We start from the raw sequence: 25,731 nt of genomic DNA on the forward strand, positions 1-25,731 counted from the left end.
GGTTTCAGCATGAAAGAAATAATTGTAACCGGTATAAATGATAAAATAGGTCCGGGCGATATAGTCGGGGCCTTTATTAATGAAACCAAAATCGATAATAATGATATCGGTAAAATAAATATTAGAAAAAACAAAGCTATTGTTGAGCTGGCAGATGAAGTAGCCGAAAAGGTTATTAATATTATGGATGGTAACAAAGTGGGTGGACTTCAGGTAAAAGTATATCCAGGATACAACAGGAACAGGAGAGAAAAGAATCACAGGTATACTAAAAAAGTATCCAATTATGTCAATAAATTTAAAGAACTGGTTGAGCTGGAACGCAAAGAAGAGATGGAACGTCATGAGATTGAGATTAAAAGGTTAAGTGGGGAAGAAAGGCAGAAAAATGGCAGGGCAATTTTACATCTCCGGGGACGTGATGAAGGAACCGGTCTGGGGAATAAATATATAGTTAAATTTGTTCGCCAGTGGCAGGGGGAGAAACTCCCTGAAACAGAAATAAAGGTTGGAGACCTGGTGATGATCAGCAAGCATAACCCCCTTGATTCCAGTAATCCAACCGCAACTGTCGTTGAAAAAACAAATTATTCAATAACAGTGGTTTTTGATAAAAAGCCACCATCCTTTATTTATAAAAAGGGTTTGAGAATGGATCTCTATGTTAATGATATTACTTTCCAGAGAATGCTTTCTGCCCTGGACCAGATCCGCCGGGCTAAAGGAAACCTGGGCAGGATTAGAAATATTTTACTCGGTATTAAAAAGCCGGGCTGGTACCGGAGAGAGCCTGAAATAATTGAATGGGTAAATGATGACCTCAACCTTTCCCAGAAAAATGCTGTAAAAAAGGCTATTCAGGCCCGTGACATCTATCTTATCCAGGGGCCTCCGGGAACCGGAAAGACAGTAACAGCAGTAGAAGTAGTTAATCAGGCTGTTAAATCAGGAAAAAGGGTCCTGGCTACGGCGGAATCCAATGTTGCTGTAGATAACCTGGTAGAAAGACTGGTTGGTTATGGTTTGAATGTGATCCGGGTTGGACACCCTTTCCGGGTAACCCCTTTATTAAGGGAGCACACCCTTGATTATCGGGTTCTGGACCATCCTTTATATAAAAAGGCCCTGAATTTGCGGGAAAAAGCCTCTGACCTGAAAGAAAAGCAGGAAGGGTTGACCAGTCCTTCCGGACAGTGGCGAAGAGGTATGAGTGATAAGCAAATAAGGATTAATGCCAGAAAAAATAGGTCTTTCAGGGGTGTTCCGGCAAAACGGATAAAAGAAATGGCTAAATGGCTCGGTATCCAGGAAGAAATAAATCAATTATTTGATAAAATCAATAGTCTTGAGGAAAGGGCTGTCAGGGATCTGTTAAATTCAGCTGATGTAGTCTGTTCTACTAATTCAACTGCAGGTTCAGAGTTACTCGAGGGATGGGAGTTTGAACTGGTAGTGATTGATGAGGCAACCCAGGCCACAGAACCGGGAGCTTTAATCCCCCTGATAAAGGCCCAGAAGGCAGTTTTAATTGGAGACCACAAACAATTACCTCCGACTGTCTTGAGTCAAAAAGCGGATAAACAAGGATTGAGTAAATCATTATTTGAACGCCTTTATTCCCTTTATGGAGATAAGTACTGTTCTTTACTCGAAATTCAGTACCGGATGAATGATTTGATTATGGAGTTTTCTAACAGTCATTTTTACGGGGGAAGGTTAAAGAGTGCTCCAGAGGTAAGAAATCATACTTTAAGGGATCTGGGCATAGAAATAAGTGAGGGAAAATGTTTTACTGAAAAAGGTTTTGATCCAGATAATCCGGTGGTTTTTCTGGATACTTCAAACATGGAAGCCAGGGAACGGTCTTTGCCAAATTCCGATTCCTATGATAACCCTGTTGAAGCCGAAATTGTATTGGACCTGGTCGGAGAAGCTTTAAAACTGGGGCTGGAGCAAAGGCATATAGCTGTTATTACTCCATATAAAGACCAGGTGGACCTCCTTAATCATCTGAGTAGATTTGAAAACCTTGAGATTAATACAGTAGATGGGTTCCAGGGTAGGGAAAAGGAAGTAGTGATGATTTCCCTGGTCAGGAGTAATAAACACCGGAATATAGGTTTTTTACGTGATTTAAGGAGGTTAAATGTTGCCATAACAAGGCCCAAAAGGAAATTAATAATCATTGGAGATAGCAATACCATTTCCGGACATGAAGTATATTCGTCTCTGGTTGATTATGTCAGGGAAAATGGTCTGTTCTATACCCTTTAATTTTCAATAAGATACCAGTTAATTATTATTTTTCTATGTTGACATAACCCTTCCATATGTTATATACTTGAAGGGTAGTATGATATAAGCTACTCAAGAGGTGAGTCTATGTTTAAAAAGAAGAGGGACAAGGAACTAACTGAAGAGCAAAGAAAAGAAATAGCCAAAAAAATGATTGAAGGATACAAGAAAATGGCCGCCTTAAATAAAGAGTTAGCTGAAGACGGTTTAATCTCCAGGGAAGCCGATGAGACTGATGGATAAAGTCTCATCTTTTTTTTTAGGATTAATAAATTATCAGGAAATTTATTAATAAAAGAGTAAAATTATTATATATAGTATATTATATTAATAATCAGGTAAAGTGTGTATAGGTAATAATTTTATAACTATTTACTATATATACATTTATATATAATTATGAATACAAAACCTTTAATTGGAGAATATTATTATATATCTAATGCTGAGTTATTATTGACAATTTTCTATACAATTCTATATAATAATATTATAAGGTAACGGGCAGATATTTTTTGGGGGTGTTTTTTTTGGGTAATTTGAAGCGGGTAATGGTCAGTTTACCAACCAGCCTATTAAAAGAAGTAGATGGATTTGTTCAAAAAGGCAGTGGTAACCGCAGTGAGTTTATCCGGGAAGCTATGAAACTTTACCTCCATGAGAAAAAGCGTCAGGAAATCCGGGAGCAAATGAGAACTGGATATATGGAGATGAGTGATATTAACCGGGAACTGGCTGATGAGGGGATTACTTACGATGCCCTTACCATCAATTTTTATGAAAAAAGTCTAGCGGAGTGTGAATAATGTGAATGTTACCAGAGGAGATGTTTTTTATGCTGACTTAAACCCGGTAGTGGGGTCAGAGCAGGGTGGTGTGAGGCCGGTTCTTATCATTCAGAATGATATCGGTAATAAGTATAGCCCGACAGTAATTGTTGCTGCTATTACTTCAAAAATAAATAAGGCTAAATTACCCACTCATGTGGAAATCGCTGCAAGTGAAAGTAACCTTGAGAAAGATTCGGTTATTCTTTTAGAGCAGATAAGAACCATAGATAAAAAACGGCTCCAGCGCCATGTAACCCACCTGGATAATGGTATAATCGAAAAGGTTGATGAGGCTATTGAAATTAGCCTGGGATTAATAGAACTTTAAGGGTCCTTTGGAATTAGACCAGGGGATCTTTTTTTATTTGTTTTATCTTAAGGAGGATTTGGAGGAACTGATTTAGAAGTATATAAGCACAGGTTTAACTTAATGTTAATCTTCCTGTTAATCTTTTCTCTCAGAGTGAGTTGTATAAGTCATTTTTTTAATATCCACAAAATTATAAATGATTATGGCTGAAGGCCAATTTGTTCAACCGATCTCTATATATAAAGAAAGAGGGGATAAAATTGCCTACCAAAATTGCAGAGGTATACCGGGGTAAACTTGTTGAAAGTATCCATCGGGGTGACATTGTAGTTGTGACTACGGATGAAAGAATTACTTATTACAGTGGAAGTAGAGATAAGGTCACTTACTGGCGGTCAGCTGCGAAACCAATTCAGGCCCTGCCTGTTATTTTTTCGGGGGCTGCAGAAAAATACGGGTTAACCCCTGAAGAGATAGCCATTATGGCAGCTTCCCATAGTGGTGAAAATTTACATGTAGAGACGGTTAAAGGTATTCTTAATAAAATTGGACTCGATGAATCAGCTTTAAAGTGTGGGGTACATCCCCCTGTTCATAAAGAAACTGCCAGAAATATATGGATGAAAGGCGGGAAAGTTAGTCCTCTCCATAATAATTGTTCTGGAAAACATGCCGGGTTATTAACCCTCTGTCAGTTTTATGGCTGGAGTATAGATGATTATCTGAACCAGGATCATCCCCTGCAGCGTTTGTTGCTGGAAGTGATATCAGATATAACCGGTGTGCCGGAATCGGACATAGAGCTAGGTGTGGATGGGTGTGGTGTTGTAGTTTTTGGTTTGCCCCTCAAAAATATGGCATATGCCTATGCTCGCCTTGCTAACCCTGAGTATCTTCCTTCAAAGTACCGCAAAGCTGCCAGGCATATAGTAGAGAGTATGACCTCTTATCCTGAAATGGTCGGGGGGAGTGAGAGGTTTAACACTGATTTATTAACAGTGGCCGGTGATAAGCTGGTGGCTAAGTCAGGAGCTGAGGGTGTATTCTGTATAGGTGTATTTGGGGGGCCTGGTGTTGCGGTAAAAATAGAAGATGGTAATAGCAGGGGTATTCCACCGGTTGTAATTAATTTATTGAAGCAGTTAAATTTACTTACCCCGGAAGAGATAGCTAAAATGAGAAAATACCATAAACCAGCTGTTAAGAATAACAGGAAAGAAAAAGTAGGTTTTATAAAACCTGTATTCACCCTTAATAAAGCATAATATTTACGTACTAAAAAATTTTAAAAAATATATGATTGGTTTTACCTCTGTTAAAAATGAAAGGGTGTGAAACGGGAGTTTATGTAAGTTATGTAAATTTACATTTTTATTGAATTAGTTTTTATAAAAATATATATATGAATGATAAATAAAATGTAAGAAGGGGGAGGAAATTTATGCTAGCACTCGTTAAAGGTAAGGTCCTGACAATGGCCGGGAAAAGATATGAAGAAGGTCTTGTTATTATTGATAAAGGGAAGATCAGGGAAGTTGGTCCCTACCGCAAGCCGCCAGCAGATGTAGAGGTAATCGATGTTAGTGGTAAGGTGGTAATGCCGGGGTTAATAGATGCCCATACCCACCTGGGTATTGGTGAAGACGGGCTCGGCTGGGAAGGCCGGGATTATAATGAAATGACTGATCCCATCACTCCACACCTCAGGGCCATAGATGCTATAAACCCGGAAGATGATGGTTTTGCCACAGCGCGCAAAAACGGGGTAACCACGGTTATGACCGGCCCCGGGAGTGCTAATGTTCTTGGCGGTGAGAGTGTTGCGGTAAAAACCATGGGTAAAACAGTGGATGAAATGATTATAAAAAACCCGGTTGGGATAAAAGCAGCCTTTGGTGAGAATCCCAAGAGGGTTTATCATAACCAGAAAAAATCTCCCAGTACCAGGATGGCGGTGGCAGCTTTAATGAGGGAGGCCTTTATGGAAGCCCAGGATTATCTTAAATCTAAAGAAGAGAAAATCAGCAAAAATAAGGCCTTTAAACGTAATCTAAAGATGGAAAGTCTGGCCAGGGTAATAAAGGGGGAAATACCTTTAAAGGCCCATGCCCACCGGGCTGATGATATAATGACTATTTTGCGTATTGCCCGGGAATTTAATATTAAGGTCACTCTGGAGCACTGTACCGAAGGTCATAAAATAGCAGAGGAAATTGTCCGGTCCGGTGTTCCTGCAATTGTGGGGCCAACCCTGACAGGAAAGACCAAAGTAGAGTTAAAGAATCGAACTTTTGAGACTCCCGGTATATTAAGCAAAGCTGGGGTTAAAGTAGCTTTAATGAGTGATCATCCCGTTATACCGGTAGAAAATTTGACTGTTTATGCTGCCCTGGCCGTGAAGTCAGGTATGAATAGGGAAGAGGCCCTTAAAGCTATTACTATAAATCCTGCTGAAATACTGGGGATAGATGATAGAGTTGGTAGTCTTGAGCCTGGTAAAGATGCTGATTTGGTTGTTTTTGACAGGGATCCCCTTGATATTATGAGTAAGGTAGAAATGGTCTTTATCAACGGAGACAGGGTAATGGATTTAAAATAAAAGATAAATAGTAGTTTAGCAAAATATTTTTGAATATGGACTATAACATAACTTGAAATTGTGAATTATTTATCATATAATGTTATAGGAAAAATGTATTTAATCTGATGAAAAAATAAGTTTATTATATCATGTGACAAATAAATAACTGGAAGATATTAAAATATATATCTTATATATATTTTACAGTATATTTATAATAAAGAATATTTTAGTGATAGAATAAATTGCCCCTGCTAATTAAATGGATTACCCAGGTAATAACCCCGGGATATTTAACTGTAATCTTGAATTATATGAGGTCCGTTCTTACCGATATAGGCATGTATTAACCATGAATGAATTGAATATTTTTTGATATTTTGTGAATTGATTCACTTTTTATGAAGAATTATTAAATTCTGAAATTAAAGGGGACCTTTCAATGACAGTTTTAAAAATTAAGGAGACGGACTGTCAGGACTGTTATAAGTGTGTACGTTTTTGCCCGGTTAAGGCTATCAAGATTAAGGATGGGCATGCATCAATCATAGGTGAACGGTGCCTGGGTGATGGTGGCTGTGTTGAGATTTGCCCCCAGAAAGCAAAAGAAGTTAGACAGGACTGGCCTGTTGTTAAAGACTGGCTGGAAAAGGGAGAAGAGATAATAGTAAGTCTGGCTCCTTCTTATCTGGTTGCTTACCGGAATAAATCTCCTCAAAATTTGGTGAATACACTTTATTCCCTGGGGTTTAAAAAGGTGGAAGAGACCGCTATCTGGGCGGATTATGTTGCCCGGGCTCATCAAGAATTATTAACCATGGATGAGAAAAATAAAAATATATTAAGGGAAAAAGGTATTTTTAGAGTTAAGAAACCTGTTATAACAAGTTCATGTCCAGGGGTTGTTAAGCTAATAGATTATTATTACCCACATCTTAAGGAACATTTGGCCCCGGTTCTGTCACCGATGATGGCCCATGGAAAATATCTAAAGGAACAGGCCCCTGAAAGGAAAGTAGTATTTGTTGGACCCTGTGCGGCCAAAAAAGAGGAAGCCACCAGGGCCGGGTATATTGATGCTGTTTTAACCTTTACTGAAATACAGGAACTTATAAAATCAGAGGGAAATGAGGTAGAAGTAAAGCAAGATATTACCCCGGAACTTGCCACTGAAAAGGGAGCTTTTTTTCCTGCCTCCGGTGGTTTTTATAAAACAGCAGGCCTTAAAGTAACTGAAATTGATAATAAATTTTTAACAGTTACTGGCATAGAGAAACTTCAAGAGCTGTTTTCATCCTTTGAAAAGGTTCAGAACCTGGAATTGATTGAAGCAATGGCCTGTGAAGGTGGCTGTCTGGCCGGGGCTTTTTTTCCGGATTCAGCCAGTCTGTGGGAAAGGCGCCAGAAATTACTGGAGAGGATAGAACAGCAAGAGAGAAAAAAAATAGTTGGAGAACAGAATCTGGAACAAAATGTGAAATTAACTTTTATGAATCTTAACCTTGATAATAAAACTAATGATCCTGAAGAACCAGATGAAGAGGATATTAAAAAAATACTTGCTAAAACCGGGAAATATACAGAACAAGATGAATTAAATTGTGGTGCCTGTGGATATAATACCTGTCGTGAAAAAGCCCGGGCCGTATATTATGGCTGGGCAGAATTAGAGATGTGCTTACCCTATATGCGCCAGCGGGCTGAATCACTGGCCAACAAGTTTCTGGAGTCAGTTCCCAATGGTGTTGTCGTTATCGATTCTACATTTACCATTCAGGAGGTAAATCCGACAATCCTTGAAATGTTTAACCGGGAAGGAGTTAACCTTATCGGAAAAACTCTGGATGAATTGCTTACAGATATATCTCATTTTGCTGAAGTTATGGAAACCCAAATCCAGAAAGAAGGGAAAATTAAGCATGGTGACAGGGTTTTTGAAGAGCTTATCTTTCCAATTGAAGATGAGGACTTAATTGTAGGTATTTTCAGTGATATAACAGAGATGGAAAAACAGAGAAAAGACCTTAAGGATCTGAAACAGGAAACCCTGTTAAATGCTCGGAAAGTTATAGATAAACAGATGAGGGTAGCCCAGGAGATTGCCGGGCTTTTAGGTGAAACTACAGCCGAAACCAAGGTAACCCTGTCCCGACTGATTGATATTATCAGTGGGGAGGAAGAAAAAAATGATGGTTGAAAAGGGAATTCGCCAGCTTAAAAAGTTTAATGAAGAGCTCTGTGGTGATAAGGTAGAAGTTTATCACGATGACCGGCGGTTTCTGATGGCCCTGTCAGATGGCCTGGGGAGTGGAGTTAAAGCCAATATTCTGGCTACCCTGACCAGTAAAATAATTATAACCATGGTTAAGGAGGGAATGGGTTTATCAGATGTAATTGATACAATCGGTAAAACCCTTCCCATCTGCCAGGTAAGGAATATAAGTTATGCGACTTTTACTATTGTAGAAATAGATAAAATAAATTCCATAGCAACCCTTATTGAATTTGATAACCCCGGAGCCCTGATTTTCAGGGATAACAGGTTAATAGAGATTGAAGGTGTAAAAGAAGAGTTCAAAAATCATAAGGTTAAAAAGAGTATCTTTAAACTACAATATGGTGATATCCTTGTTCTTTTCAGTGACGGCGTAATTCATGCCGGGATTGGAGCCAAACTTAAACTTGGATGGCCCCGTAAAGAGGTAGCCAGATATATTCATAAGATTATAAGAAGGCGGGAGGGGATAAGTATGGAAGAACTGGCGGACTGGCTGGCAGAAGCCTGTAATAATTTTTATGATAACAAACCAGGAGATGACACTACCATTGCTGCTATAAGAGTCAGACCTTCTCAGAGTGTAACCATCCTGGTTGGGCCGCCAAAAGACAGAAGTAAGGACAAAGAAGTAACCGAGCTGTTAATGAAAGAAGAAGGTAAGAAGATTGTCTGTGGGGGAACCACCAGCAAACTGGTGGCCCGGGAACTGGGTAAAAATATTAAGGTTGAATTAGACGAAAAAAGTAAAAATATGTCTAAAGTGGGTCAAATTCCACCCGGTGGGACAATAGAGGGCATAGACCTGGTTACTGAAGGAGTGTTAACTCTCCAGAGGGTCTATAGCGTCCTGTCAGGTGAGGAAAAATTACCAAAAGGTAATTATGGTATTAATAAAACTCTCTATACTTTTGTTGAAACTTTGCGGGAATCAGATGTAATTACTTTTCTGGTGGGCAGAGCTATAAATCCTGCTTACCAGAATCCGGACTTACCACTGGCAACAGGTGTAAAAGAACATCTAATAAATAAAATTGCCTCTATTCTGCAGAGGCAGGGGAAAAGGGTTAATATCAAATATTTTTAGGAGGGATAATAATGGCCGATAAAGAAGCAGCCCGGCATAATTTCACCCGGGTAAATGAAATTATTGAAAAGCATGGTAAGGATCAGAGCAAACTTATACCGATCTTGCAGGAAGTTCAGAAGGAGTACAGATACTTACCGGAGGAAATATTAACCTATATTGCTACTGTAATGGACCTTTCTCCGGCAACAGTTTATGGTGTAGCAACCTTTTATGCCCAGTTTTCCCTTGATCCCAAAGGAAAATATGTAATTAATGTCTGTGATGGTACTGCCTGTCATGTTAGCGGGTCACTACCGGTATTAAATGCTATCAGGAAAAAGCTCAACCTGGAAGATGGTAAGTTTACCACTGATGACCTGATGTTTACTGTGGAAACAGTATCCTGTCTGGGTGCCTGTGGTCTGGCCCCTGTAGTGACAATAAATGGTAAGGTTTATGGAAAAATGACTCCTGAAGCCATTGAGGTAATTATAGATGAACTTATGGGGAGGGATACAGATGATCAAGAGTAAGACTGATTTAGAAGAGGCAATTAAAAAAGCTAAAGATAAGCTGCAGGAAGAAGGGTTAAGGATTCTTGTCTGTGCCGGAACCGGATGTGTGGCCGGAGGTTCCCTTGAAATCTTTGATGAACTCAAAAAGAAAGTGGAGAATTTAAGTTTACCGGTTAAAGTAGGATTGCTTGAAGAAAAGGAGAGCAATGTTACAGTAAAAACCAGTGGATGTCATGGATTTTGTGAAAAAGGTCCACTGGTAAAAATTGAACCCCTTGGTATTTTATTTACTAAAGTAAGCCAGGATGATGTTGATGAGATCATTAATGATACTATTAAAGCCGGGAAATTAGTAGATAAATTAATTTATAAAAGCCCTGATGGTGAGGCTTATTCTAATGAAAAAGAAATACCATTTTATGCAAACCAGAACCGGATTGCTTTAAGTAACTGTGGTAATATAGATCCGGAAGACCTTGATGATTATCTGGCCCATGGTGGGTATAAGGCTCTGAGTAAGGCCTTACTGGAAATGAGTCCAGAAGAAGTATGTAAAGAAGTTACCGAGTCGGGCCTCCGTGGCCGTGGTGGAGGTGGCTTTCCTACCGGCAAGAAGTGGGAGTTTGCTTATCGGGAAAAGGCTGATCAGAAGTATGTAATTGTAAATGGTGACGAAGGTGACCCCGGAGCCTTTATGGACAGAAGTATTATGGAAGGTGATCCTCACCGGGTTATTGAAGGTATTACTATTGCTGGTTATGCCACTGGAGCCACCAAAGGTTATATTTATGTCAGGGCTGAATACCCTCTGGCTGTTAAACGTTTGAGAAAAGCCATTAATGATGCTTATGATCAAGGTTTACTCGGTGAAGATATCCTGGGAAGTGGCTTCGACTTTGATCTTATGATAAAAGAAGGGGCCGGGGCTTTTGTCTGTGGTGAAGAGACTGCCCTGATGGCTTCTATTGAAGGTAAGAGGGGTATGCCCAATCCGAAACCACCGTTCCCTGCCCAGTCAGGGTTATGGGGTAAACCTACAACCATCAATAATGTGGAAACCCTGGCCAATGTTCCCCAGATTATTCTTAAAGGTGCTGACTGGTTTACCAGCCTGGGTACTGAAAATAGTCCGGGAACCAAAACCTTTGCTATTACCGGTGATGTTGCCAATACCGGCTTGATTGAAGTACCCATGGGTATGACCCTGAGGGAACTGGTCTATGATATCGGTGGAGGTATTAAGAATAATAATAAGTTTAAAGCAGTTCAGATCGGTGGTCCTTCCGGAGGGTGTCTGACTGAAGAGCACCTGGATATGCCCATGGATTTTGACTCCCTGCAGGAAGTAGGCGCCATGATTGGATCCGGTGGTCTTGTTGTCATGGATGAAAATACCTGTATGGTAGAAGTGGCCCGTTTCTTTATGGAGTTTACCCAGAACGAATCCTGTGGAAAATGTGTTCTCTGTCGTGAAGGGACTAAACAGATGTTAAAGATATTGGAGAGAATTGTTGAAGGTAAAGGTACCATGGAAGACCTGGATTTACTGGAAGAACTGGCTTTAGCTGTTAAAGACGGGTCCCTCTGCGGGCTTGGTAAAACTGCTCCGAACCCGGTTTTAACAACCCTGAAATACTTCCGGGATGAATATGAAGCCCATGTTAAGGACAAGAAATGTCCGGCCGGTGTCTGTGAGGCCCTGAAATCCTATAAGATTAATCCTGACTTATGTAAGGGTTGTAGTCTATGTGCCCGTAAGTGTCCTGTTGATGCAATCAGTGGTAAGGTTAAAGAGCCCTTTGTAATTGATCAGGATAAATGTATTAAGTGTGGTGCCTGTTATGAGGCCTGTAAATTTAACGCTGTGGAGGTGGGATAAATGTCTGATACTTTAGTAATAAACGGAAAAACTGTTGCGATAAATGGTGAGAAGAATCTGCTTGAGCTGATAAGAAAACAGGGGATTGAGCTACCAACCTTTTGTTACCATTCTGAATTAAGTGTTTATGGAGCCTGTAGGATGTGTCTTGTTGAAGAGGAGAATATGGGGATTATTGCAACCTGTTCAACGGCACCCCAACCGGGGATGAATATAAAAACCCATTCTCCCAGGGTACAACGGATAAGAAAGATGGCTCTGGAATTACTACTGGCTAACCATGATCGGGATTGTACTACCTGTTCCCGGAATGGGAATTGTAAGCTTCAGGACCTGGCCCAGAGGTTTGGCATAGATGAGGTAAGGTTTGGTACCAGGGAAGAAGTACTACCGGTTGATAACAGTAGTCCTTCAATTGTACGCAATCCCAATAAGTGTATACTGTGTGGGGACTGTGTCCGGACCTGTCAGGAAATTCAGGGCATCGGGGTACTGGATTTTGCCAACCGTGGTTCCAAATCTATAGTGGCTCCAGCTTTTAATAAAGACCTGATTGAGGTTGACTGTGTGGCCTGTGGTCAGTGTGTTGCCGTATGTCCGACCGGAGCTTTGACAATAAAATCAGATATTAGTCGGGTCTGGGAAGCAATTAATGATCCCGCGAAAACCGTAGTTGTCCAGATTGCGCCTGCTGTCAGGGTAGCTATCGGTGAAGAATTTGGCATGGAACCTGGAGAAATCCAGATGGGACAGCTGGTTGCTGCCCTCAAAAGGCTTGGGTTTGATAAAGTCTTTGATACCAGCTTTGCAGCTGACCTGACAGTTATGGAAGAAACGGCTGAATTTATTGAGAGATTTAAAGAAGGTAAGAAATTGCCACAGTTTACTTCCTGCTGTCCGGCCTGGGTTAAATATGCTGAAGAGTATGCCCAGGACTTCCTGGATAACCTGTCCAGCTGTAAGTCACCACAGCAAATGTTCGGTTCTGTAGCCAAGAGGTTCTATAGTCAGGATCTCGGTATTGATCCGGAAGATATGGTTGTTGTTTCCATAATGCCCTGTACAGCCAAAAAATTTGAAGCTCAGCGTCCTGAATTTATAACAGATGGGGTACCTGATGTTGACGTAGTTATAACCACCCAGGAAGTAGCAAGCATGATTAAAAAGTCTGGCCTGGTTTTCTCTGAACTGGGGATAGAATCCCTCGATATGCCTTTAGGATTTTCTACCGGGGCCGGTGTTATTTTCGGTGTTACCGGTGGGGTTTCAGAGGCTGTTCTTAGAAATGCCTATGAAAAGATAACCGGAGATAACCTTGATGATGTAGAATTTAAGGAAGTAAGGGGCTTTGATGGAATAAAAGAAGCAGAAGTAGAACTGGATGGTAAAACTGTAAGACTGGCGGTTGTCCACGGTCTGAGTAATGTCGGTGATCTTATTAAGGCGATTAAAAAAGGTGAAAAAGAATATGACCTGATTGAAGTTATGGCCTGTCCTGGCGGTTGTATTGGCGGTGGAGGACAGCCTACTCCTAATAACACAGAGGTCAGAGAAAAGAGGGCGCAGGGTATGTACAACTGTGATAAGTTATCAGCCCTTCACAAATCCCAGGAAAACCCCATGGTCAACGACTTTTACCGCCGCTGGTTTGGTGAAGAGAATAGTGATGTAACCCATAAACACTTACACACCTCCTATGAAGAAAAGCAGAGGATCAATACTAAAGGAATTGAATTAAACACAAGTGAAAGTAGTGAGGAGGTTGTACCGGTTCAGGTCTGTGTAGGAACCTGCTGTTATCTTCATGGTTCCTACGACCTCTTACAGGGTCTTATAGAAAGGGTTGAAGAAGAGGGGTTAAGTGATAAGGTAGATATAGAAGCAACTTTCTGTTTTGAAAACTGTAAAAACGCGCCTTCTGTTAAAGTAGGCAATCAGCTTTTAAGTAAGGTTGAAAGTGTTGATGATATTTTAAAACACTTAAAGCCTGCTTTAAAATAAAGAAATATCCCTTTTGATATACTCCCCAGGGGTAGGTTATTAGATAAAAAATGGTACTAGAATGGGAGTATATTGAATAAACCAGTTAAATTGAATAAACTCAAATTAAGCAGTTTCTAATAAAACACTCAAACGGCCAAAGCCCTGAATCCAATGGGCTGAGGCCGTTTTATTTTTATTATTATTTATTTAAATTAGAGTGTAATTTTTTATAGGGTTGAGGTCTTAAAATTTAATGTGTTAAAGGGTACAGGTATTTATAACATTGAGTTATTGATTGATTAAAAAAGGCCTGTCAAAAAGACACCACAAATACTACCAATAACCACAAGAAACAGGTTAACTTCATAAAGAGCAAGAATTACAGCAACAAGTCCCCCTGCCAGAGCAGATACAGGATTGCCGGTAGAAAAAAGTATCCCCGGGAAAATGAGTGAAGTTAATACTGCATAAGGAATAAACCTTAAAAATCTTTGCAGGAACGGGGGTAAATCAAGCTGATGAAAAAATAACATGGGGATTAGTCTCGGTAGATAGGTGACTACGGCCATACCGGTAACTATAAATAATAGATTATCATTCATTAGTGATTACCTCCTCCGGAAATAAGAAAGCCCCGGTAGCACTGACAACTACAGTTGTGATTATGATTTTCCATCCTGTGGATAAAACCCTGAAAGGTGACCAGTACAGGAAACTGTTTGTTACCAGGGCCATCAGGGATATTCCCAGGGCAGCACGGGATTTTTTTATATTGGGGATTAAAAGACCAATAAACATAGCATAGAGGGCAATTCCCATACTATTTTGTAGTGCTTCCGGAAGTCCCCTTCCCAGATAGACCCCGGCAAAACTACCTCCAACCCAGGCCAGGTATCCGAGGGTATTAACTCCGAGTATAAAGTAACTATTAAGTTTTTTTGTTGATACCATTGATAAAATCGAGAAACTCTCATCAGTAACCCCAAAAGAAATAATGGGAATCAGTTTACCAGAAATTTTTCTAATTATTTTCTGAGAGAGGGAAGCTGACATGAGAAAATGACGGAAATTAACAACAAATGTAGTAGAAATAATTTCCCAGCTGCCGAGCCCCAGGGCAATTAAATTTAAGGCGACAAACTGGCTGGCTCCGGCAAAAACCACAACAGACATCAAAACTGTAATATAGGCAGGTATTCCTGTATTTTCTGCCAGAATTCCATAGGTAATGGCTATCGGGATATATCCAAAGGCGACCGGTAAAGCTTTTTTCATTCCTGAGAGAAAATCATCCCGGCTTCTCATTGACTCCACTCCCTTTATAATGTATAATATATTAAACAATATAACAATATATTAAATATTATATAATATGGAAAAATTATATTCAAGAAGGTTTTTATGAAGCTTTCTGATGTACCAGTGAAAGATACTTACTGAAATATGGAGTGGAGTGGGGGTTTTTGCCTGTGAATGAGATAAATGCTAATATAGGAAAAAAACTCAGAAAATTAAGGATAGGAAAAGGTTATAGCCTTGGTGACCTTGAAGAGATTGCCGGGGTTAGTAAATCAATGCTGGGACAAATTGAGAGAGGGAAGACCAATCCCACTGTTAAAACCCTGTGGAAGGTAGCCAGAAGCCTCAATGTCCCTTTTTCATTTTTTATAGAAGAAGAGACATCACCAGTTAAAGTTTTTTCACCTTCTAAAGAAGTACTGGTATCTGGAAAAAAAGGCCGGTACAGGGTATATCCCCTGATGCCTTTAAACCGTACTAAAAATTTTGAGATATATCTAATGGAGATTGAACCAGGTTATAGTTATAAATCAGAACCTCACAGCCAGGGGGTCGAAGAGTTTGTTATGGTAAAAGAAGGTATTCTAAGATTAACTGTTAATAGTAAAGAATACAAAGCCAGAGAAGAAGAAATTATTCATTTTCCTGGAGACAGGGTCCATATTTATCATAATATATCTGAGACCCCCCTGAAGGCTTATGTACTGGTGTGTTACTGAACGGAATAATCTACACTCATATTTAAATAACTGTTAAACCCTGAATGAATTTATTATAAAAATTATTAAGAAAGGAGTTTCAAGATGAGTAAGTACTGGAGTAATACAATTAAGGATATTGAACCCTATGTACCCGGGGAACAGCCAAAGGATAAAACATATATAAAACTTAATACCAACGAAAACCCCTACCCTCCTTCCCCGCGGGTAATCAAGGCTATAAAGGAGAATACAAATAATAACTTAAGGCTTTATCCCGACCCCGGTTGTGATAACTTGAAGGAGGCAATTGCCAGTTATTATAATCTGGACAGGGATCAGGTGTTTGTAGGTAATGGTTCTGATGAAGTACTGGCCTTTTCGTTTATGGCTTTTTTTGACCGGGAAAGGCCCCTCCTGTTCCCGACTATTACCTACAGTTTTTACCCTGTTTACTGCAGGTTATTAAATATCGAGTACCGGCAGGTTCCATTACAGGATGATTTTACCCTCAATGTAGAGGAATTCTACCGTGAGAATCATGGTATTATTTTTCCCAATCCCAATGCTCCGACCGGTATCTATTTACCCTTATCGAAAGTTGAAAAAATAGTAGCATATAATATAGATAAAGTTGTTATTATTGATGAGGCCTATATAGATTTTGGAGGAAAATCAGCTGTTTCTTTAATTGATAAATACCCCAATCTGCTTATTGTTCAGACATTTTCTAAATCCAGGTCCCTGGCAGGGTTGAGAATAGGTTTTGCGATGGGAAATAAGAAGTTAATTGAAGGTTTAAACAGGGTTAAAAATTCTATTAACTCTTATACCCTTGATACCCTGGCCATGATTGCAGCCCGTGAAGCTATTAAAGATGATAAATATTTTGAGGAAACAAGATTAAAGATCATAAAAACCCGTGACAGGGTGGCAAAAAATTTAAGAAAAATAGGATTTAAGGTTCTTGACTCCAGGGCCAATTTTATTTTTATCAGTCACCAAAGTTACCCGGCCTGTGATCTATTTAATGAACTTAAGGATAAAGGAATTCTTGTTCGTTATTTTAATCAACCGGGGATCAGTAATTACTTGAGGGTCAGTGTGGGGACAGAAAGAGAAATGGATGTTTTTATAAAAACTATTGAAGAGATTATTTCAGGGTAATATCCCTTTTATGATGGCTAAAAACCTCTGTTTGGCGAATTATTATGTAGTTGATTCAAACATATATCTGGTTTACTTAGAAATATGTTAAATAATGAACTTTTTTGTAGGAATTAAGAAGGATTTTTTGTAAGGTTTAACGAATTAAGTAATGGAAAGATTATATTTACATACTAAAATAATATGGAGGTGTTTTTATGTCTGAAGGAACCAAAGAAGTTTCCAGTGCACCACTTATTTTAGGTATTATTGGGGGTGTGCTCGGAATTCCGGCTTCATTCTGTGCAGGGGCCTGTGCTGGTTTCATTACTGCTATGTCCAGCACCGCAGAAGAGGCTTCAGCTGTTGCTGACTTTTATATGTGGGTATGTTTAATTGGAGCAGTTTTAGGTCTTATTTTTGCAATCAGGTCTAAAAAGTCTCCGAAATCATCAGGGATTGTAATGATCATTGCCGCTGTTTTAACAGGGTTTACTGTTATTGCCGGTAATGGACTGGCTTTGATTGCAGGTATTTTATTCCTTATTGCCGGTATTCTTTCCATTAATGAGGCTAAAAAAGTAGCTGCTTAACATTTAAGTAAAAGTCAGGGTGACTGGAAAATGTTACCCTGATTTTTTAATAACTTATTTTTTTGTGTTTTTACTGTTACTTTTCTAAAGATATATAAGAGAATTTATAAACTATTATTCAACATTTTAAAAGGAGTATTGATAATGTTACCATATATAATACTTGGTAAACAAGTTTATATTCCAACTTACAATTTAATGTTCGGGATAGGTTTGATACTGGGGATATTAGTATTTGAATCGGGCCTAAAAAAAGTGGCACTTACCCGGGTAGAATATGAAAGGATGTATACTATTATACCTTTATCTATAGTCATCGCTTTTATAGGTGCTCTGTTTTTTGATTATTTGGTCCATGGTCACCTGGGTGGTTTTACATTTTATGGAGGGCTGGTCAGTGGTGCCATAGTTTTTCTGATCTTTTTAAGAATTTATAATTTAAATATATATAAGTTTTTAAATTTACTAATACCATCAGTTATAATCGGCCACGCCGTCGGGAGAATAGGCTGTTTTCTGGCGGGATGCTGTTATGGAAAACCGACTGATAGTTTATTGGGGGTAATATTTCCTGCAGGAAGCCTGTCTTCATTGAAGTACGGAATGGGTACCAGGGTTCACCCCACCCAGTTATATGAATCCGTATTTTTGTTTCTCCTGTTTATTGTTATCATTAAATTAGTACCATTCTACAAAAGGTTCGGTATTTACTTAACAGGATATGGACTCTTCAGGTTTTTAATTGAATTTTTGCGGGGTGATAACCGTGGGATTATATTTAACCAGGAGTTTTTTTCACCATCCCAGTTTATAAGTATTTTACTAATGTCGGCAGGTATTATTTATTTAAATAAGATTGTTTTACCTGAAGGTGATATAGATGAACTACATTCAGATAATCAAACAGGAACTTTATAAATATCGGGAACCTGAAAAAGCAGATTTCCTTCCCGGATTTTTTAAATGTTATCCTGGTGGGTATGGTGAGGGTGATCAGTTCATTGGAGTCAGGGTTCCCCATCAGAGGAAAGTTGCTAAAAAATATTATAAACAGATATCTTTAAAAGATGTAAGTAAACTTTTAAATGACCCGGTCCATGAATATCGATTGACCGGTTTATTTATTCTCATAAATAAATACCAGAAAGCAGATCAGAATAAAAAACAGGAGATAGTAGACCTCTATTTAAATCATCTTGATGGTGTTAATAACTGGGACCTGGTGGATTCATCTGCTGATAAAATACTTGGGGATTTTTTATTTAACAGGGATAAAAGTCTTTTATATAAACTGGCGAAGTCAGGTGAACTGTGGAAACAAAGAATAGCTATTATAGCAACAAAGTATTTTATTAAAAAAAATCAATATAGACACACATTGGAAATAGCTAAATTATTGTTAAACCATGACCATGATTTAATTCACAAAGCAGTGGGCTGGATGCTTCGTGAGGTTGGTAAAAGGAATCAGGCGATAGAAATAAATTTCCTTAAAAAACATTATAAAAAAATGCCGAGGACCATGCTAAGATATGCAATTGAAAAGTTTGAGCCCAAATTAAGGAAGAAGTTTCTGAACGGTCAGATCTGATTATAAAAAGAAAAGGGGTGATTATGAATGACAGAAGGAAAGAAGGAAAAACAACTGGATAGCAGGACTAAAAAAATGATTCTGGACTATCAAAAAAATGAAATTACAGAATATAAAATATATACCAGACTGGCTAAACGGATCAAGGATAAAAACAATAAAAAAGTTCTGGAGGAAATCGGGAGAGATGAACTAAAGCACTATGAGTTCTGGAAAAAACATACCGGTCAGGATGTTAAGCCCAGTAAGTGGAAGGTATTCTTTTATTACTGGATAGCAGTTATATTCGGTCTGACCTTTGGGATAAAGCTAATGGAAAAGGGTGAAGAAGAGGCCCAGGTTATCTATAAACAGGTGGCCGATAAGATCCCCGGAGCAGCCAGCATCATGGAAGATGAATACAGGCACGAACACGAGCTTTTAAATCTGCTGGAAGAAGAACACCTTCAATATGTTGGTTCTGTTGTTCTGGGGTTAAATGATGCTCTGGTGGAGTTAACGGGAACACTGGCTGGATTAAGTTTTGCGTTAAAAAACACAAATTTAATTGCAATAGCCGGATTGATAACCGGTATCGCTGCTTCTTTTTCAATGGGGGCTTCAGAGTATCTCTCTACTAAATCTGAAAGTGACCATGGTGAGGCTCTGAAATCATCTATGTATACCGGGGGAGCCTATATTATTACCGTTTTCTTCCTGGTTTTGCCCTTTTTACTCCTGGCAGGTTATATGACAGCACTGTTAGTTACTATATTGTTAGCCATTTTAATCATTTTTGTCTTCAATTATTATATAGCAGTGGCCAAGGATCTGGACTTTAAAAAACGGTTTCTGGAAATGGCCACCATCAGCCTTGGGGTAGCTGTCCTCTCCTTCGGTATTGGTTATCTGGTGAGGGTATTCCTGGGAGTTGATGTCTAGTATTAAATCGGGTAAGACTGAAAAAATATATAACAAAACTTGACACTGAATCTATTTATGTGTATAATATATAATCAAACAAAAGATAAAAAATTTGTAAAAAACTATGAACAGGGAAAGTAATTAAAATTACCTGTTTTGAGCGAGCCGGGGATGGTGAAAGCCCGGTAACAGGGATTTTAATGAAGTTCCCCTGGGAGTTGTGCGCTGAACCTTTAATGAAGTTACCCTGGGAGTTGTGGGCTGATTCATTGAGTATTAGGCTTTTACCGGTTGTCGGCCGTTACCCCGACACGGTTATAGAAGTAATACCTTCCGTAGCCGGATTGAGCGGGTCATTGACCAAAAAGGATGGTACCGCGGGATAATAAACCTCGTTCCTTCATGGGAACGGGGTTTTTTGTATTTATAGTAAAAAATGAGTAGGGAGGAGATATTATTGTGTCCAGCGCGATACGGGTATTTAGGACCTGGAGGCACCTTCTGTGAAAAGGCAGCCCTTAAGTATTTTGGAGGGGGTCATGAGATGATTTCTTTCCGGACGATAAAAGAAGTCGTCCGGAATGTCAAAGAAGGCTCCATTGAAAAGGGGGTTATTCCCCTGGAAAACTCACTCGAAGGGTCGGTCAATTTAAGCCTTGACCTGCTTGTTAAGGAATCAAACATAATTATAACCGGTGAAGTAATTATTCCGATAAACCATAATTTAATAGGCCAGAAAGGGTTGGAAGTAGGTAACATAAAGAAGGTTTTGTCCCATCCCCAGGCCATTGCCCAGACGGCTGATTTTATAGAAGAAAACCTACCTCAGGCCGAAATTATTTATACGGAAAGTACCGCTGCTGCCGCAGAGTGTGCTTTAAAAAACAGGGAGTTAGCTGTTATCGGGTCAGACCAGATTGCCCATCTGTATGGATTAAGTGTAATAGCAGAGGGTATCCAGGATGATGATGAGAACTACACACGGTTTATAATTATCTCCCGGAGTAAAGGTAAATTCTTTTACAGTACGGGCTATAATAATTATCAGGATACAAAGAAAATGTATAAAACATCTATTGTCTGTACCCCTGAGGTAAATAAGCCCGGGGTTCTTTACGAAATGCTGGGTGAATTTGCAGCTCGAAAAATAAATTTGACCAGGATAGAATCACGACCGACCAGGAAAAAGCTGGGGGAATATCTGTTCTATATTGACCTTGAGGGTCATTACCATGACCCACTGGTGGCCGGAGCCCTGAAAGAAGTGAGAAATATGTCCGGACTCTTTAAAATACTGGGTTGTTATTTTAAGGATAATATTAAAGAAGGGAGTAGTGAGAAGGATGCTAAATGTAAAAAGAGGGCTTAAAAGCTGGAAAAGAATTGTCAGGGATGAGGTTCACAATATCAAACCCTATATCCCTGGAAAACCTATCAAAGAGGTTAAAGAAGAGCTGGGTCTGGCTGAAGTATATAAACTGGCTTCAAATGAAAACCCACTGGGAGTATCACCCAGGGTTAAGGAGGTTTTGACCAGAGAAACGGTAAATATCAATCGTTATCCCGATGGTGCCAGCCGGAGTTTAAAAAGATCTTTAAGTGATAAGCTTGGTGTTAAAGAAGATATGATTGCCATCGGTAATGGTTCTGATGGATTATTAAAAGTAATTGCGGAGGCATTCCTCGATAATAATAGTCAGGCTGTAATTTCCTATCCATCATTTGTTGAATATAAATTTGTTTCCCAGTTAATGGGGACCCAGCTTATAAGGGTCTGGATGAAAAATTATCATCAAAACCTGGAGGCCCTTGCCCGCGGGGTGACCTCAAAAACAAAACTAATCTTTTTAACCAATCCCCACAATCCAGCTGGTACTATATTCAGGAAAGATGAGTTGGAACAATTTTTAAGCCAGATCCCCGATGATGTAATCGTTGTCCTTGATGAGGCTTATCATGAATTTGTCCAGGATGAATCCTATCCTGACGGAATTGAGTATGTAAAACAGGGTTATCCGGTTATTGTACTCCGGACTTTTTCAAAAGCATATGGCCTGGCTGGCTTAAGACTCGGCTATGCTATATCTGCCCCGGATATAATTGAAACTTTAATGAAGGTAAGGGATCCCTTTAATGTGAATCACCTCGCAGAGAAAGCAGGGCAGGCAGCCCTTGAGGATAAAGACTTCCTGGAGGCTACCATTCGTAATAACGAACAGGGTAAAGAGTATCTATACACTGAACTTGACAAAATTGGGGTTGGTTATGTTCCTACCCAGGCCAATTTTGTGTTAATAAGGACCGGGGTAGATTCTATAAAAATGTTTAAAGAACTCTTAAAACATGGGGTTATAGTAAGACCGGGTAAACCCCTGGGTTATCCCCATCATCTACGGGTTAGTATTGGTCTCCCCGAAGAGAATGAGGCCTTTATCAGGGGCCTTAAATTGACTCTGGAATAACTATTTGCTATAATTAATAAATATACAAATCAAGATATTAAGGAAATAGACCAGGGGATGATTATATGGGCAGGGGACGAAAGAAGAAATATAACCGGGTGGTTGTTAAGGTTGGTAGCAGTACTTTAACCCACCCGGGTGGAAAATTAAATATTACCAGGATCGACCATCTTGTCAGGCAGCTGGTAGATTTGAAGAACCAGGGGCGGGAAGTCCTGCTTGTGACTTCAGGTGCTATTGCTGCTGGAATGGGAGATATGAACCTTGATGTCAGGCCCGGTTCTATTCCCGAACAGCAGGCCCTGGCTGCCCTCGGTCAGGGAGTATTAATCGGATTATATAATAAGTTTTTCAGGGAATATGGAGAAAAAGGGGCCCAGATATTATTAACTGCCAGTGACCTGGAAGACAGGGGGCGGTATTTAAATGCCTTTAATACCCTGTTAACTTTATTAAAACACGGGGTTATCCCCGTAATAAATGAGAATGATACTGTTGCTACCCAGGAAATTAAATTTGGCGATAATGACACCCTGTCGGCCCGGGTAGCCGGACTCGTTGAGGCTGATCTTTTGATCGTTCTGTCAGATGTTGAAGGCCTGTATAACGGGGTTCCTGGAGAGGGATCAGACCTTGAAGTTATTAGAGTAGTAGAGGACATTACTCCTGACGTTGAAGGGCTGGCCGGTGGGCGGGGTAGCTCTGTCGGGACCGGGGGTATGATTACCAAGATAAAAGCTGCCAGGATTGCCGTTAATTCCGGGGTTACTATGGTTATCGGACCCGGTTATGAGAAGAACGTTTTATTATCACTGGTAGATATGCTGGAAAAGGGAAATAATTATAATAAAGGGACAACTTTTCTTCCAAAACAGGATTACCTGACTAAACGAAAACAGTGGTTGCGCTTTAACCTGCCGGTCAGTGGTTCTATAAAAGTTGATAAAGGTGCTGAAACTGCCCTGGTATACCGGGGTAAAAGTCTTTTACCCGGTGGTATAACCGGGGTTGAGGGAGATTTTTCAGAAGGTGAACCGGTTAGGGTAATCAACCACAGTGGTAAAGAGATAGGGAGAGGGTTGGTTAATTATTCATCTGAAGAAATTAGAGTTATTCAGGGACACCACACCACAGATATTAGTTCTTTACTCGGTTATATGAAACAGGAAGAAGTAATACACCGGGATAACCTGGTAATAGAAAGGGGTAAGATTGATAATGGAGATTAAAGAACAGGTGGTATTTCAGGCCCGGAAAGCCAGTAAGGCTTCCCGGAAACTTTCCGGTATTGCAACCGATGTTAAAAATAAGGCCCTGGCTGCCATTGCAGAAAAGTTAGTCCAGGCAAAAGACGAAATAATAAGAGCCAACAATATAGATATGGAAAGAGGGCGGGAGAAAGGTCTTTCAAAAGCCCTCCTGGACAGGCTGGAACTTAATGAAAAGCGGATTGAGGGTATGGCTGAAGGGCTTAAGGAACTGGTTAAGCTTGAAGATCCGGTCGGTGAAGTTATCAAGATGTGGAAACGGCCCAATGGACTTCAGATCGGTCAGATGCGGGTTCCTCTGGGAGTTATCGGGATGATTTATGAAGCCCGTCCCAATGTTACGGTTGATGCAGCCGGTTTGTGTTTGAAAACCGGGAATGCTGTTATTTTAAGGGGTGGTTCTGAAGCCATTAACTCAAATAAAATCCTGGCCCGGATCATTGAAGATACAGCTGTGGCTGCAGGCCTGCCTGAAGGATGTGTCCAGTTGATTCAGACAACTGACCGTAAGGCGGTTAAAGTTTTATTTAACCTGACTGAATATTTAGATGTTCTTATTCCCAGGGGTGGGGCTGGACTTATTAACCGGGTTATAGCTGAAGCAAAGGTGCCCGTAATCCAGACCGGGGTCGGTAACTGCCACGTTTATGTTGATTCTGAAGCTGACCTGGATATGGCCCTGGATATTGTTTTTAATGCCAAAACGAGTCGGCCTGCCGTTTGTAATGCTGCTGAAAGCCTCCTGGTACACCGACAGGTTGCTGATGAATTTCTACCGGAGCTATATAAATTATTTAGAGAAAATAATGTTGAATTAAGGGGCTGTGAAAACACCCGGGCAATATTACCCGGGATAAAAAAAGCGGTTGATGATGACTGGTCCCGGGAGTATCTGGATTATATCATGGCAGTAAAGATTGTAGATAGCTTTGATAAGGCGGTAGAACATATTAACACCTATGGTACGAAACATTCTGAAGCTATAATAACTGAAAATTACACCAGAGCCCACCGGTTTCTTCAGGAGATCGATGCTGCCGCTGTTTATGTAAATGCGTCAACACGGTTTACTGATGGAGGTCAATTTGGCCTGGGGGCCGAGATCGGTATCAGTACCCAGAAGTTACATGCCAGGGGTCCAATGGGATTAGAAGAGCTGACAACAACCAAATATATTATTTTTGGTCAGGGTCAGATCAGGGAGTAGGTGATATTTATGAAACTCTGCATCATAGGTCTGGGAAAAATGGGGACCACTTTACTTTATGGTATTCTGGATAATAATATCCTGGAAGCCAAAGATATTATAGGATGTGACCCGGTCGTAGATGAAAGGGAACATAACAAGGATTATAGAGGAATCAGGACTACTGGCAGTAACTATAGAGGGGTTGAGCAGGCAGATAATATTTTACTGGCAGTAAAGCCTCAGGTACTTAAAAATGTCCTTCAGGGTATTAAACCGGCCTCAGAAAATAAATTATTTATATCTATTGCAGCCGGGGTCAGTACTGATAGGATAAAAGAAAATCTGCCTGAAAGCTGCCGGGTTATCAGGGTAATGCCCAACACCCCGGCTCTGGTTAACCAGGGGGTTTCAGCTATTTCACCGGGAGAAAAGGCAACTGATGATGATATAGAGTTTGTTAAAAAGATTTGTAACGGGGTTGGTAAAGGTGTGGTCATTGAAGAACATTTAATAGATGCAGTAACCGGTTTAAGTGGTAGTGGTCCGGCATATATATATGTGATTATAGAAGCTCTGGCCGATGCCGGGGTTTTAAATGGTCTATCCCGGGATCTGGCCCTGGAGTTGGCTGTAAGGACAGTAGCCGGTTCGGCTGAAATGGTTTTAAAAACCGGACAACATCCAGGGCAATTAAAAGATATGGTAACCTCACCTGGAGGAACGACAATAAATGGACTACAGGTTATTGAAAAAAGGGGGTTGAGGGGCATCTTAATGGAGGCCGTTTCCCGGGCTGTAGAGAGGTCGAGGGAACTGGGAGAAGAATAATTACAGTAAGGGATGTA

24 protein-coding genes and 1 other annotated feature are annotated in these 25,731 nt (G+C 40.0%); of the genes, 22 read left to right on the forward strand and 2 right to left on the reverse strand.

Going from position 1 to position 25,731, the window contains the following annotated elements; translation table 11 throughout:
- The first annotated feature begins 9 nt into the window (after positions 1–9).
- From HORE_RS00975 to HORE_RS01020, 11 genes are all read left to right on the forward strand, one after another.
- On the forward strand, positions 10–2,274 hold the full coding sequence (locus HORE_RS00975) for an IGHMBP2 family helicase (protein WP_012635131.1): 2,265 nt from the start codon (positions 10–12) through the stop codon (positions 2,272–2,274).
- A 108-nt stretch (positions 2,275–2,382) separates the two neighbouring features.
- A complete protein-coding gene (locus tag HORE_RS12830; RefSeq protein ID WP_012635132.1) occupies positions 2,383–2,538 on the forward strand; it encodes a hypothetical protein in 156 nt (51 codons plus the stop codon).
- A gap of 287 nt (positions 2,539–2,825) precedes the next feature.
- Positions 2,826–3,101 (forward strand): CopG family ribbon-helix-helix protein, encoded by a 276-nt coding sequence (locus tag HORE_RS00980; protein ID WP_012635133.1) that lies wholly within the window; start codon positions 2,826–2,828, stop codon positions 3,099–3,101.
- A 1-nt stretch (position 3,102) separates the two neighbouring features.
- On the forward strand, positions 3,103–3,453 hold the full coding sequence (locus HORE_RS00985) for a type II toxin-antitoxin system PemK/MazF family toxin (protein WP_012635134.1): 351 nt from the start codon (positions 3,103–3,105) through the stop codon (positions 3,451–3,453).
- Positions 3,454–3,695: 242 nt separating this feature from the next.
- A complete protein-coding gene (locus HORE_RS00990) occupies positions 3,696–4,700 on the forward strand; it encodes an asparaginase (protein WP_012635135.1) in 1,005 nt (334 codons plus the stop codon).
- A 176-nt stretch (positions 4,701–4,876) separates the two neighbouring features.
- Positions 4,877–6,034: an amidohydrolase gene (locus HORE_RS00995; protein ID WP_012635136.1), complete on the forward strand. Its 1,158-nt coding sequence runs from the start codon at positions 4,877–4,879 to the stop codon at positions 6,032–6,034.
- 424 nt (positions 6,035–6,458) lie between these two features.
- A complete protein-coding gene (locus tag HORE_RS01000) occupies positions 6,459–8,213 on the forward strand; it encodes a [Fe-Fe] hydrogenase large subunit C-terminal domain-containing protein (RefSeq protein ID WP_012635137.1) in 1,755 nt (584 codons plus the stop codon).
- Positions 8,203–9,378: a PP2C family protein-serine/threonine phosphatase gene (locus HORE_RS01005; RefSeq protein WP_012635138.1), complete on the forward strand. Its 1,176-nt coding sequence runs from the start codon at positions 8,203–8,205 to the stop codon at positions 9,376–9,378. The genes HORE_RS01000 and HORE_RS01005 overlap by 11 nt, the downstream gene beginning before the upstream one ends.
- Before the next feature lie 11 nt (positions 9,379–9,389).
- Positions 9,390–9,893 carry an NADH-quinone oxidoreductase subunit NuoE gene (gene nuoE, locus HORE_RS01010; RefSeq protein ID WP_012635139.1) on the forward strand — a complete coding sequence of 168 codons (504 nt, stop codon included), beginning with the start codon at positions 9,390–9,392 and terminating at the stop codon, positions 9,891–9,893.
- Positions 9,880–11,754 (forward strand): NADH-quinone oxidoreductase subunit NuoF, encoded by a 1,875-nt coding sequence (gene nuoF / locus HORE_RS01015; RefSeq protein ID WP_012635140.1) that lies wholly within the window; start codon positions 9,880–9,882, stop codon positions 11,752–11,754. The genes nuoE and nuoF overlap by 14 nt, the downstream gene beginning before the upstream one ends.
- Positions 11,755–13,755 (forward strand): NADH-dependent [FeFe] hydrogenase, group A6, encoded by a 2,001-nt coding sequence (locus HORE_RS01020; RefSeq protein ID WP_012635141.1) that lies wholly within the window; start codon positions 11,755–11,757, stop codon positions 13,753–13,755.
- A 281-nt stretch (positions 13,756–14,036) separates the two neighbouring features.
- Here the strand turns inward: HORE_RS01020 and HORE_RS01025 are convergent, their stop codons facing one another.
- Positions 14,037–14,339 carry an AzlD domain-containing protein gene (locus HORE_RS01025; RefSeq protein WP_012635142.1) on the reverse strand — a complete coding sequence of 101 codons (303 nt, stop codon included), beginning with the start codon at positions 14,337–14,339 and terminating at the stop codon, positions 14,037–14,039.
- Positions 14,332–15,042 carry an AzlC family ABC transporter permease gene (locus HORE_RS01030; RefSeq protein WP_012635143.1) on the reverse strand — a complete coding sequence of 237 codons (711 nt, stop codon included), beginning with the start codon at positions 15,040–15,042 and terminating at the stop codon, positions 14,332–14,334. The genes HORE_RS01025 and HORE_RS01030 overlap by 8 nt, the downstream gene beginning before the upstream one ends.
- Positions 15,043–15,206: 164 nt before the next feature.
- Between HORE_RS01030 and HORE_RS01035 the strand changes: the two genes are divergently transcribed.
- The 11 genes from HORE_RS01035 to proC all read left to right on the forward strand — a co-directional run bounded on the left by HORE_RS01035 (position 15,207) and on the right by proC (position 25,714).
- Positions 15,207–15,755 (forward strand): helix-turn-helix domain-containing protein, encoded by a 549-nt coding sequence (locus HORE_RS01035; RefSeq protein WP_012635144.1) that lies wholly within the window; start codon positions 15,207–15,209, stop codon positions 15,753–15,755.
- A gap of 84 nt (positions 15,756–15,839) precedes the next feature.
- On the forward strand, positions 15,840–16,901 hold the full coding sequence (gene hisC, locus HORE_RS01040) for a histidinol-phosphate transaminase (RefSeq protein ID WP_012635145.1): 1,062 nt from the start codon (positions 15,840–15,842) through the stop codon (positions 16,899–16,901).
- A 197-nt stretch (positions 16,902–17,098) separates the two neighbouring features.
- Positions 17,099–17,473 (forward strand): DUF4064 domain-containing protein, encoded by a 375-nt coding sequence (locus tag HORE_RS01045; RefSeq protein ID WP_012635146.1) that lies wholly within the window; start codon positions 17,099–17,101, stop codon positions 17,471–17,473.
- Between the two features lie 144 nt (positions 17,474–17,617).
- The gene (locus HORE_RS12240) at positions 17,618–18,391 is read left to right on the forward strand and encodes a prolipoprotein diacylglyceryl transferase (protein ID WP_012635147.1); all 774 of its coding nucleotides are present in this window, start codon (positions 17,618–17,620) and stop codon (positions 18,389–18,391) included.
- Positions 18,354–19,064, forward strand: coding sequence for a DNA alkylation repair protein (locus tag HORE_RS01055; RefSeq protein ID WP_012635148.1), 711 nt, complete (start codon positions 18,354–18,356; stop codon positions 19,062–19,064). Before HORE_RS12240 ends, HORE_RS01055 begins: the two co-directional genes overlap by 38 nt.
- A gap of 27 nt (positions 19,065–19,091) precedes the next feature.
- The gene (locus tag HORE_RS01060) at positions 19,092–19,985 is read left to right on the forward strand and encodes a VIT1/CCC1 transporter family protein (RefSeq protein WP_012635149.1); all 894 of its coding nucleotides are present in this window, start codon (positions 19,092–19,094) and stop codon (positions 19,983–19,985) included.
- Between the two features lie 97 nt (positions 19,986–20,082).
- Positions 20,083–20,370: a binding site (T-box leader), on the forward strand.
- A gap of 54 nt (positions 20,371–20,424) precedes the next feature.
- Complete coding sequence (gene pheA / locus HORE_RS01070) at positions 20,425–21,336, forward strand: prephenate dehydratase (RefSeq protein ID WP_012635150.1); 912 nt, start codon at positions 20,425–20,427, stop codon at positions 21,334–21,336.
- Positions 21,311–22,429 (forward strand): histidinol-phosphate transaminase, encoded by a 1,119-nt coding sequence (gene hisC, locus HORE_RS01075; protein ID WP_012635151.1) that lies wholly within the window; start codon positions 21,311–21,313, stop codon positions 22,427–22,429. Before pheA ends, hisC (HORE_RS01075) begins: the two co-directional genes overlap by 26 nt.
- Positions 22,430–22,494: 65 nt before the next feature.
- Positions 22,495–23,658: a glutamate 5-kinase gene (gene proB / locus HORE_RS01080; RefSeq protein ID WP_012635152.1), complete on the forward strand. Its 1,164-nt coding sequence runs from the start codon at positions 22,495–22,497 to the stop codon at positions 23,656–23,658.
- Positions 23,648–24,904 carry a glutamate-5-semialdehyde dehydrogenase gene (locus HORE_RS01085; protein WP_012635153.1) on the forward strand — a complete coding sequence of 419 codons (1,257 nt, stop codon included), beginning with the start codon at positions 23,648–23,650 and terminating at the stop codon, positions 24,902–24,904. The genes proB and HORE_RS01085 overlap by 11 nt, the downstream gene beginning before the upstream one ends.
- Before the next feature lie 9 nt (positions 24,905–24,913).
- On the forward strand, positions 24,914–25,714 hold the full coding sequence (gene proC / locus HORE_RS01090; RefSeq protein ID WP_012635154.1) for a pyrroline-5-carboxylate reductase: 801 nt from the start codon (positions 24,914–24,916) through the stop codon (positions 25,712–25,714).
- The last annotated feature ends 17 nt before the right edge of the window (positions 25,715–25,731 follow it).

Source organism: Halothermothrix orenii H 168 (assembly GCF_000020485.1).
In the GTDB taxonomy this organism is placed as follows: domain Bacteria; phylum Bacillota; class Halanaerobiia; order Halanaerobiales; family Halothermotrichaceae; genus Halothermothrix; species Halothermothrix orenii.

What these genes read in the sequence shown, in the direction of transcription:
- nuoF (WP_012635140.1), top strand. Translation starts at nt 9,880, where the DNA reads ATGATCAAGAGTAAGACTGATTTAGAAGAGGCAATTAAAAAAGCTAAA.
- HORE_RS00995 (WP_012635136.1), top strand. Translation starts at nt 4,877, where the DNA reads ATGCTAGCACTCGTTAAAGGTAAGGTCCTGACAATGGCCGGGAAAAGA.
- HORE_RS01020 (WP_012635141.1), top strand. Translation starts at nt 11,755, where the DNA reads ATGTCTGATACTTTAGTAATAAACGGAAAAACTGTTGCGATAAATGGT.
- HORE_RS01000 (WP_012635137.1), top strand. Translation starts at nt 6,459, where the DNA reads ATGACAGTTTTAAAAATTAAGGAGACGGACTGTCAGGACTGTTATAAG.
- proB (WP_012635152.1), top strand. Translation starts at nt 22,495, where the DNA reads ATGGGCAGGGGACGAAAGAAGAAATATAACCGGGTGGTTGTTAAGGTT.
- nuoE (WP_012635139.1), top strand. Translation starts at nt 9,390, where the DNA reads ATGGCCGATAAAGAAGCAGCCCGGCATAATTTCACCCGGGTAAATGAA.
- hisC (WP_012635145.1), top strand. Translation starts at nt 15,840, where the DNA reads ATGAGTAAGTACTGGAGTAATACAATTAAGGATATTGAACCCTATGTA.
- HORE_RS01005 (WP_012635138.1), top strand. Translation starts at nt 8,203, where the DNA reads ATGATGGTTGAAAAGGGAATTCGCCAGCTTAAAAAGTTTAATGAAGAG.
- HORE_RS01025 (WP_012635142.1), bottom strand. Translation starts at nt 14,339, where the DNA reads ATGAATGATAATCTATTATTTATAGTTACCGGTATGGCCGTAGTCACC.
- HORE_RS12240 (WP_012635147.1), top strand. Translation starts at nt 17,618, where the DNA reads ATGTTACCATATATAATACTTGGTAAACAAGTTTATATTCCAACTTAC.
- hisC (WP_012635151.1), top strand. Translation starts at nt 21,311, where the DNA reads ATGCTAAATGTAAAAAGAGGGCTTAAAAGCTGGAAAAGAATTGTCAGG.
- HORE_RS01045 (WP_012635146.1), top strand. Translation starts at nt 17,099, where the DNA reads ATGTCTGAAGGAACCAAAGAAGTTTCCAGTGCACCACTTATTTTAGGT.
- HORE_RS00975 (WP_012635131.1), top strand. Translation starts at nt 10, where the DNA reads ATGAAAGAAATAATTGTAACCGGTATAAATGATAAAATAGGTCCGGGC.
- proC (WP_012635154.1), top strand. Translation starts at nt 24,914, where the DNA reads ATGAAACTCTGCATCATAGGTCTGGGAAAAATGGGGACCACTTTACTT.
- HORE_RS01055 (WP_012635148.1), top strand. Translation starts at nt 18,354, where the DNA reads ATGAACTACATTCAGATAATCAAACAGGAACTTTATAAATATCGGGAA.
- HORE_RS12830 (WP_012635132.1), top strand. Translation starts at nt 2,383, where the DNA reads ATGTTTAAAAAGAAGAGGGACAAGGAACTAACTGAAGAGCAAAGAAAA.
- HORE_RS01030 (WP_012635143.1), bottom strand. Translation starts at nt 15,042, where the DNA reads ATGAGAAGCCGGGATGATTTTCTCTCAGGAATGAAAAAAGCTTTACCG.
- HORE_RS01085 (WP_012635153.1), top strand. Translation starts at nt 23,648, where the DNA reads ATGGAGATTAAAGAACAGGTGGTATTTCAGGCCCGGAAAGCCAGTAAG.
- HORE_RS01060 (WP_012635149.1), top strand. Translation starts at nt 19,092, where the DNA reads ATGACAGAAGGAAAGAAGGAAAAACAACTGGATAGCAGGACTAAAAAA.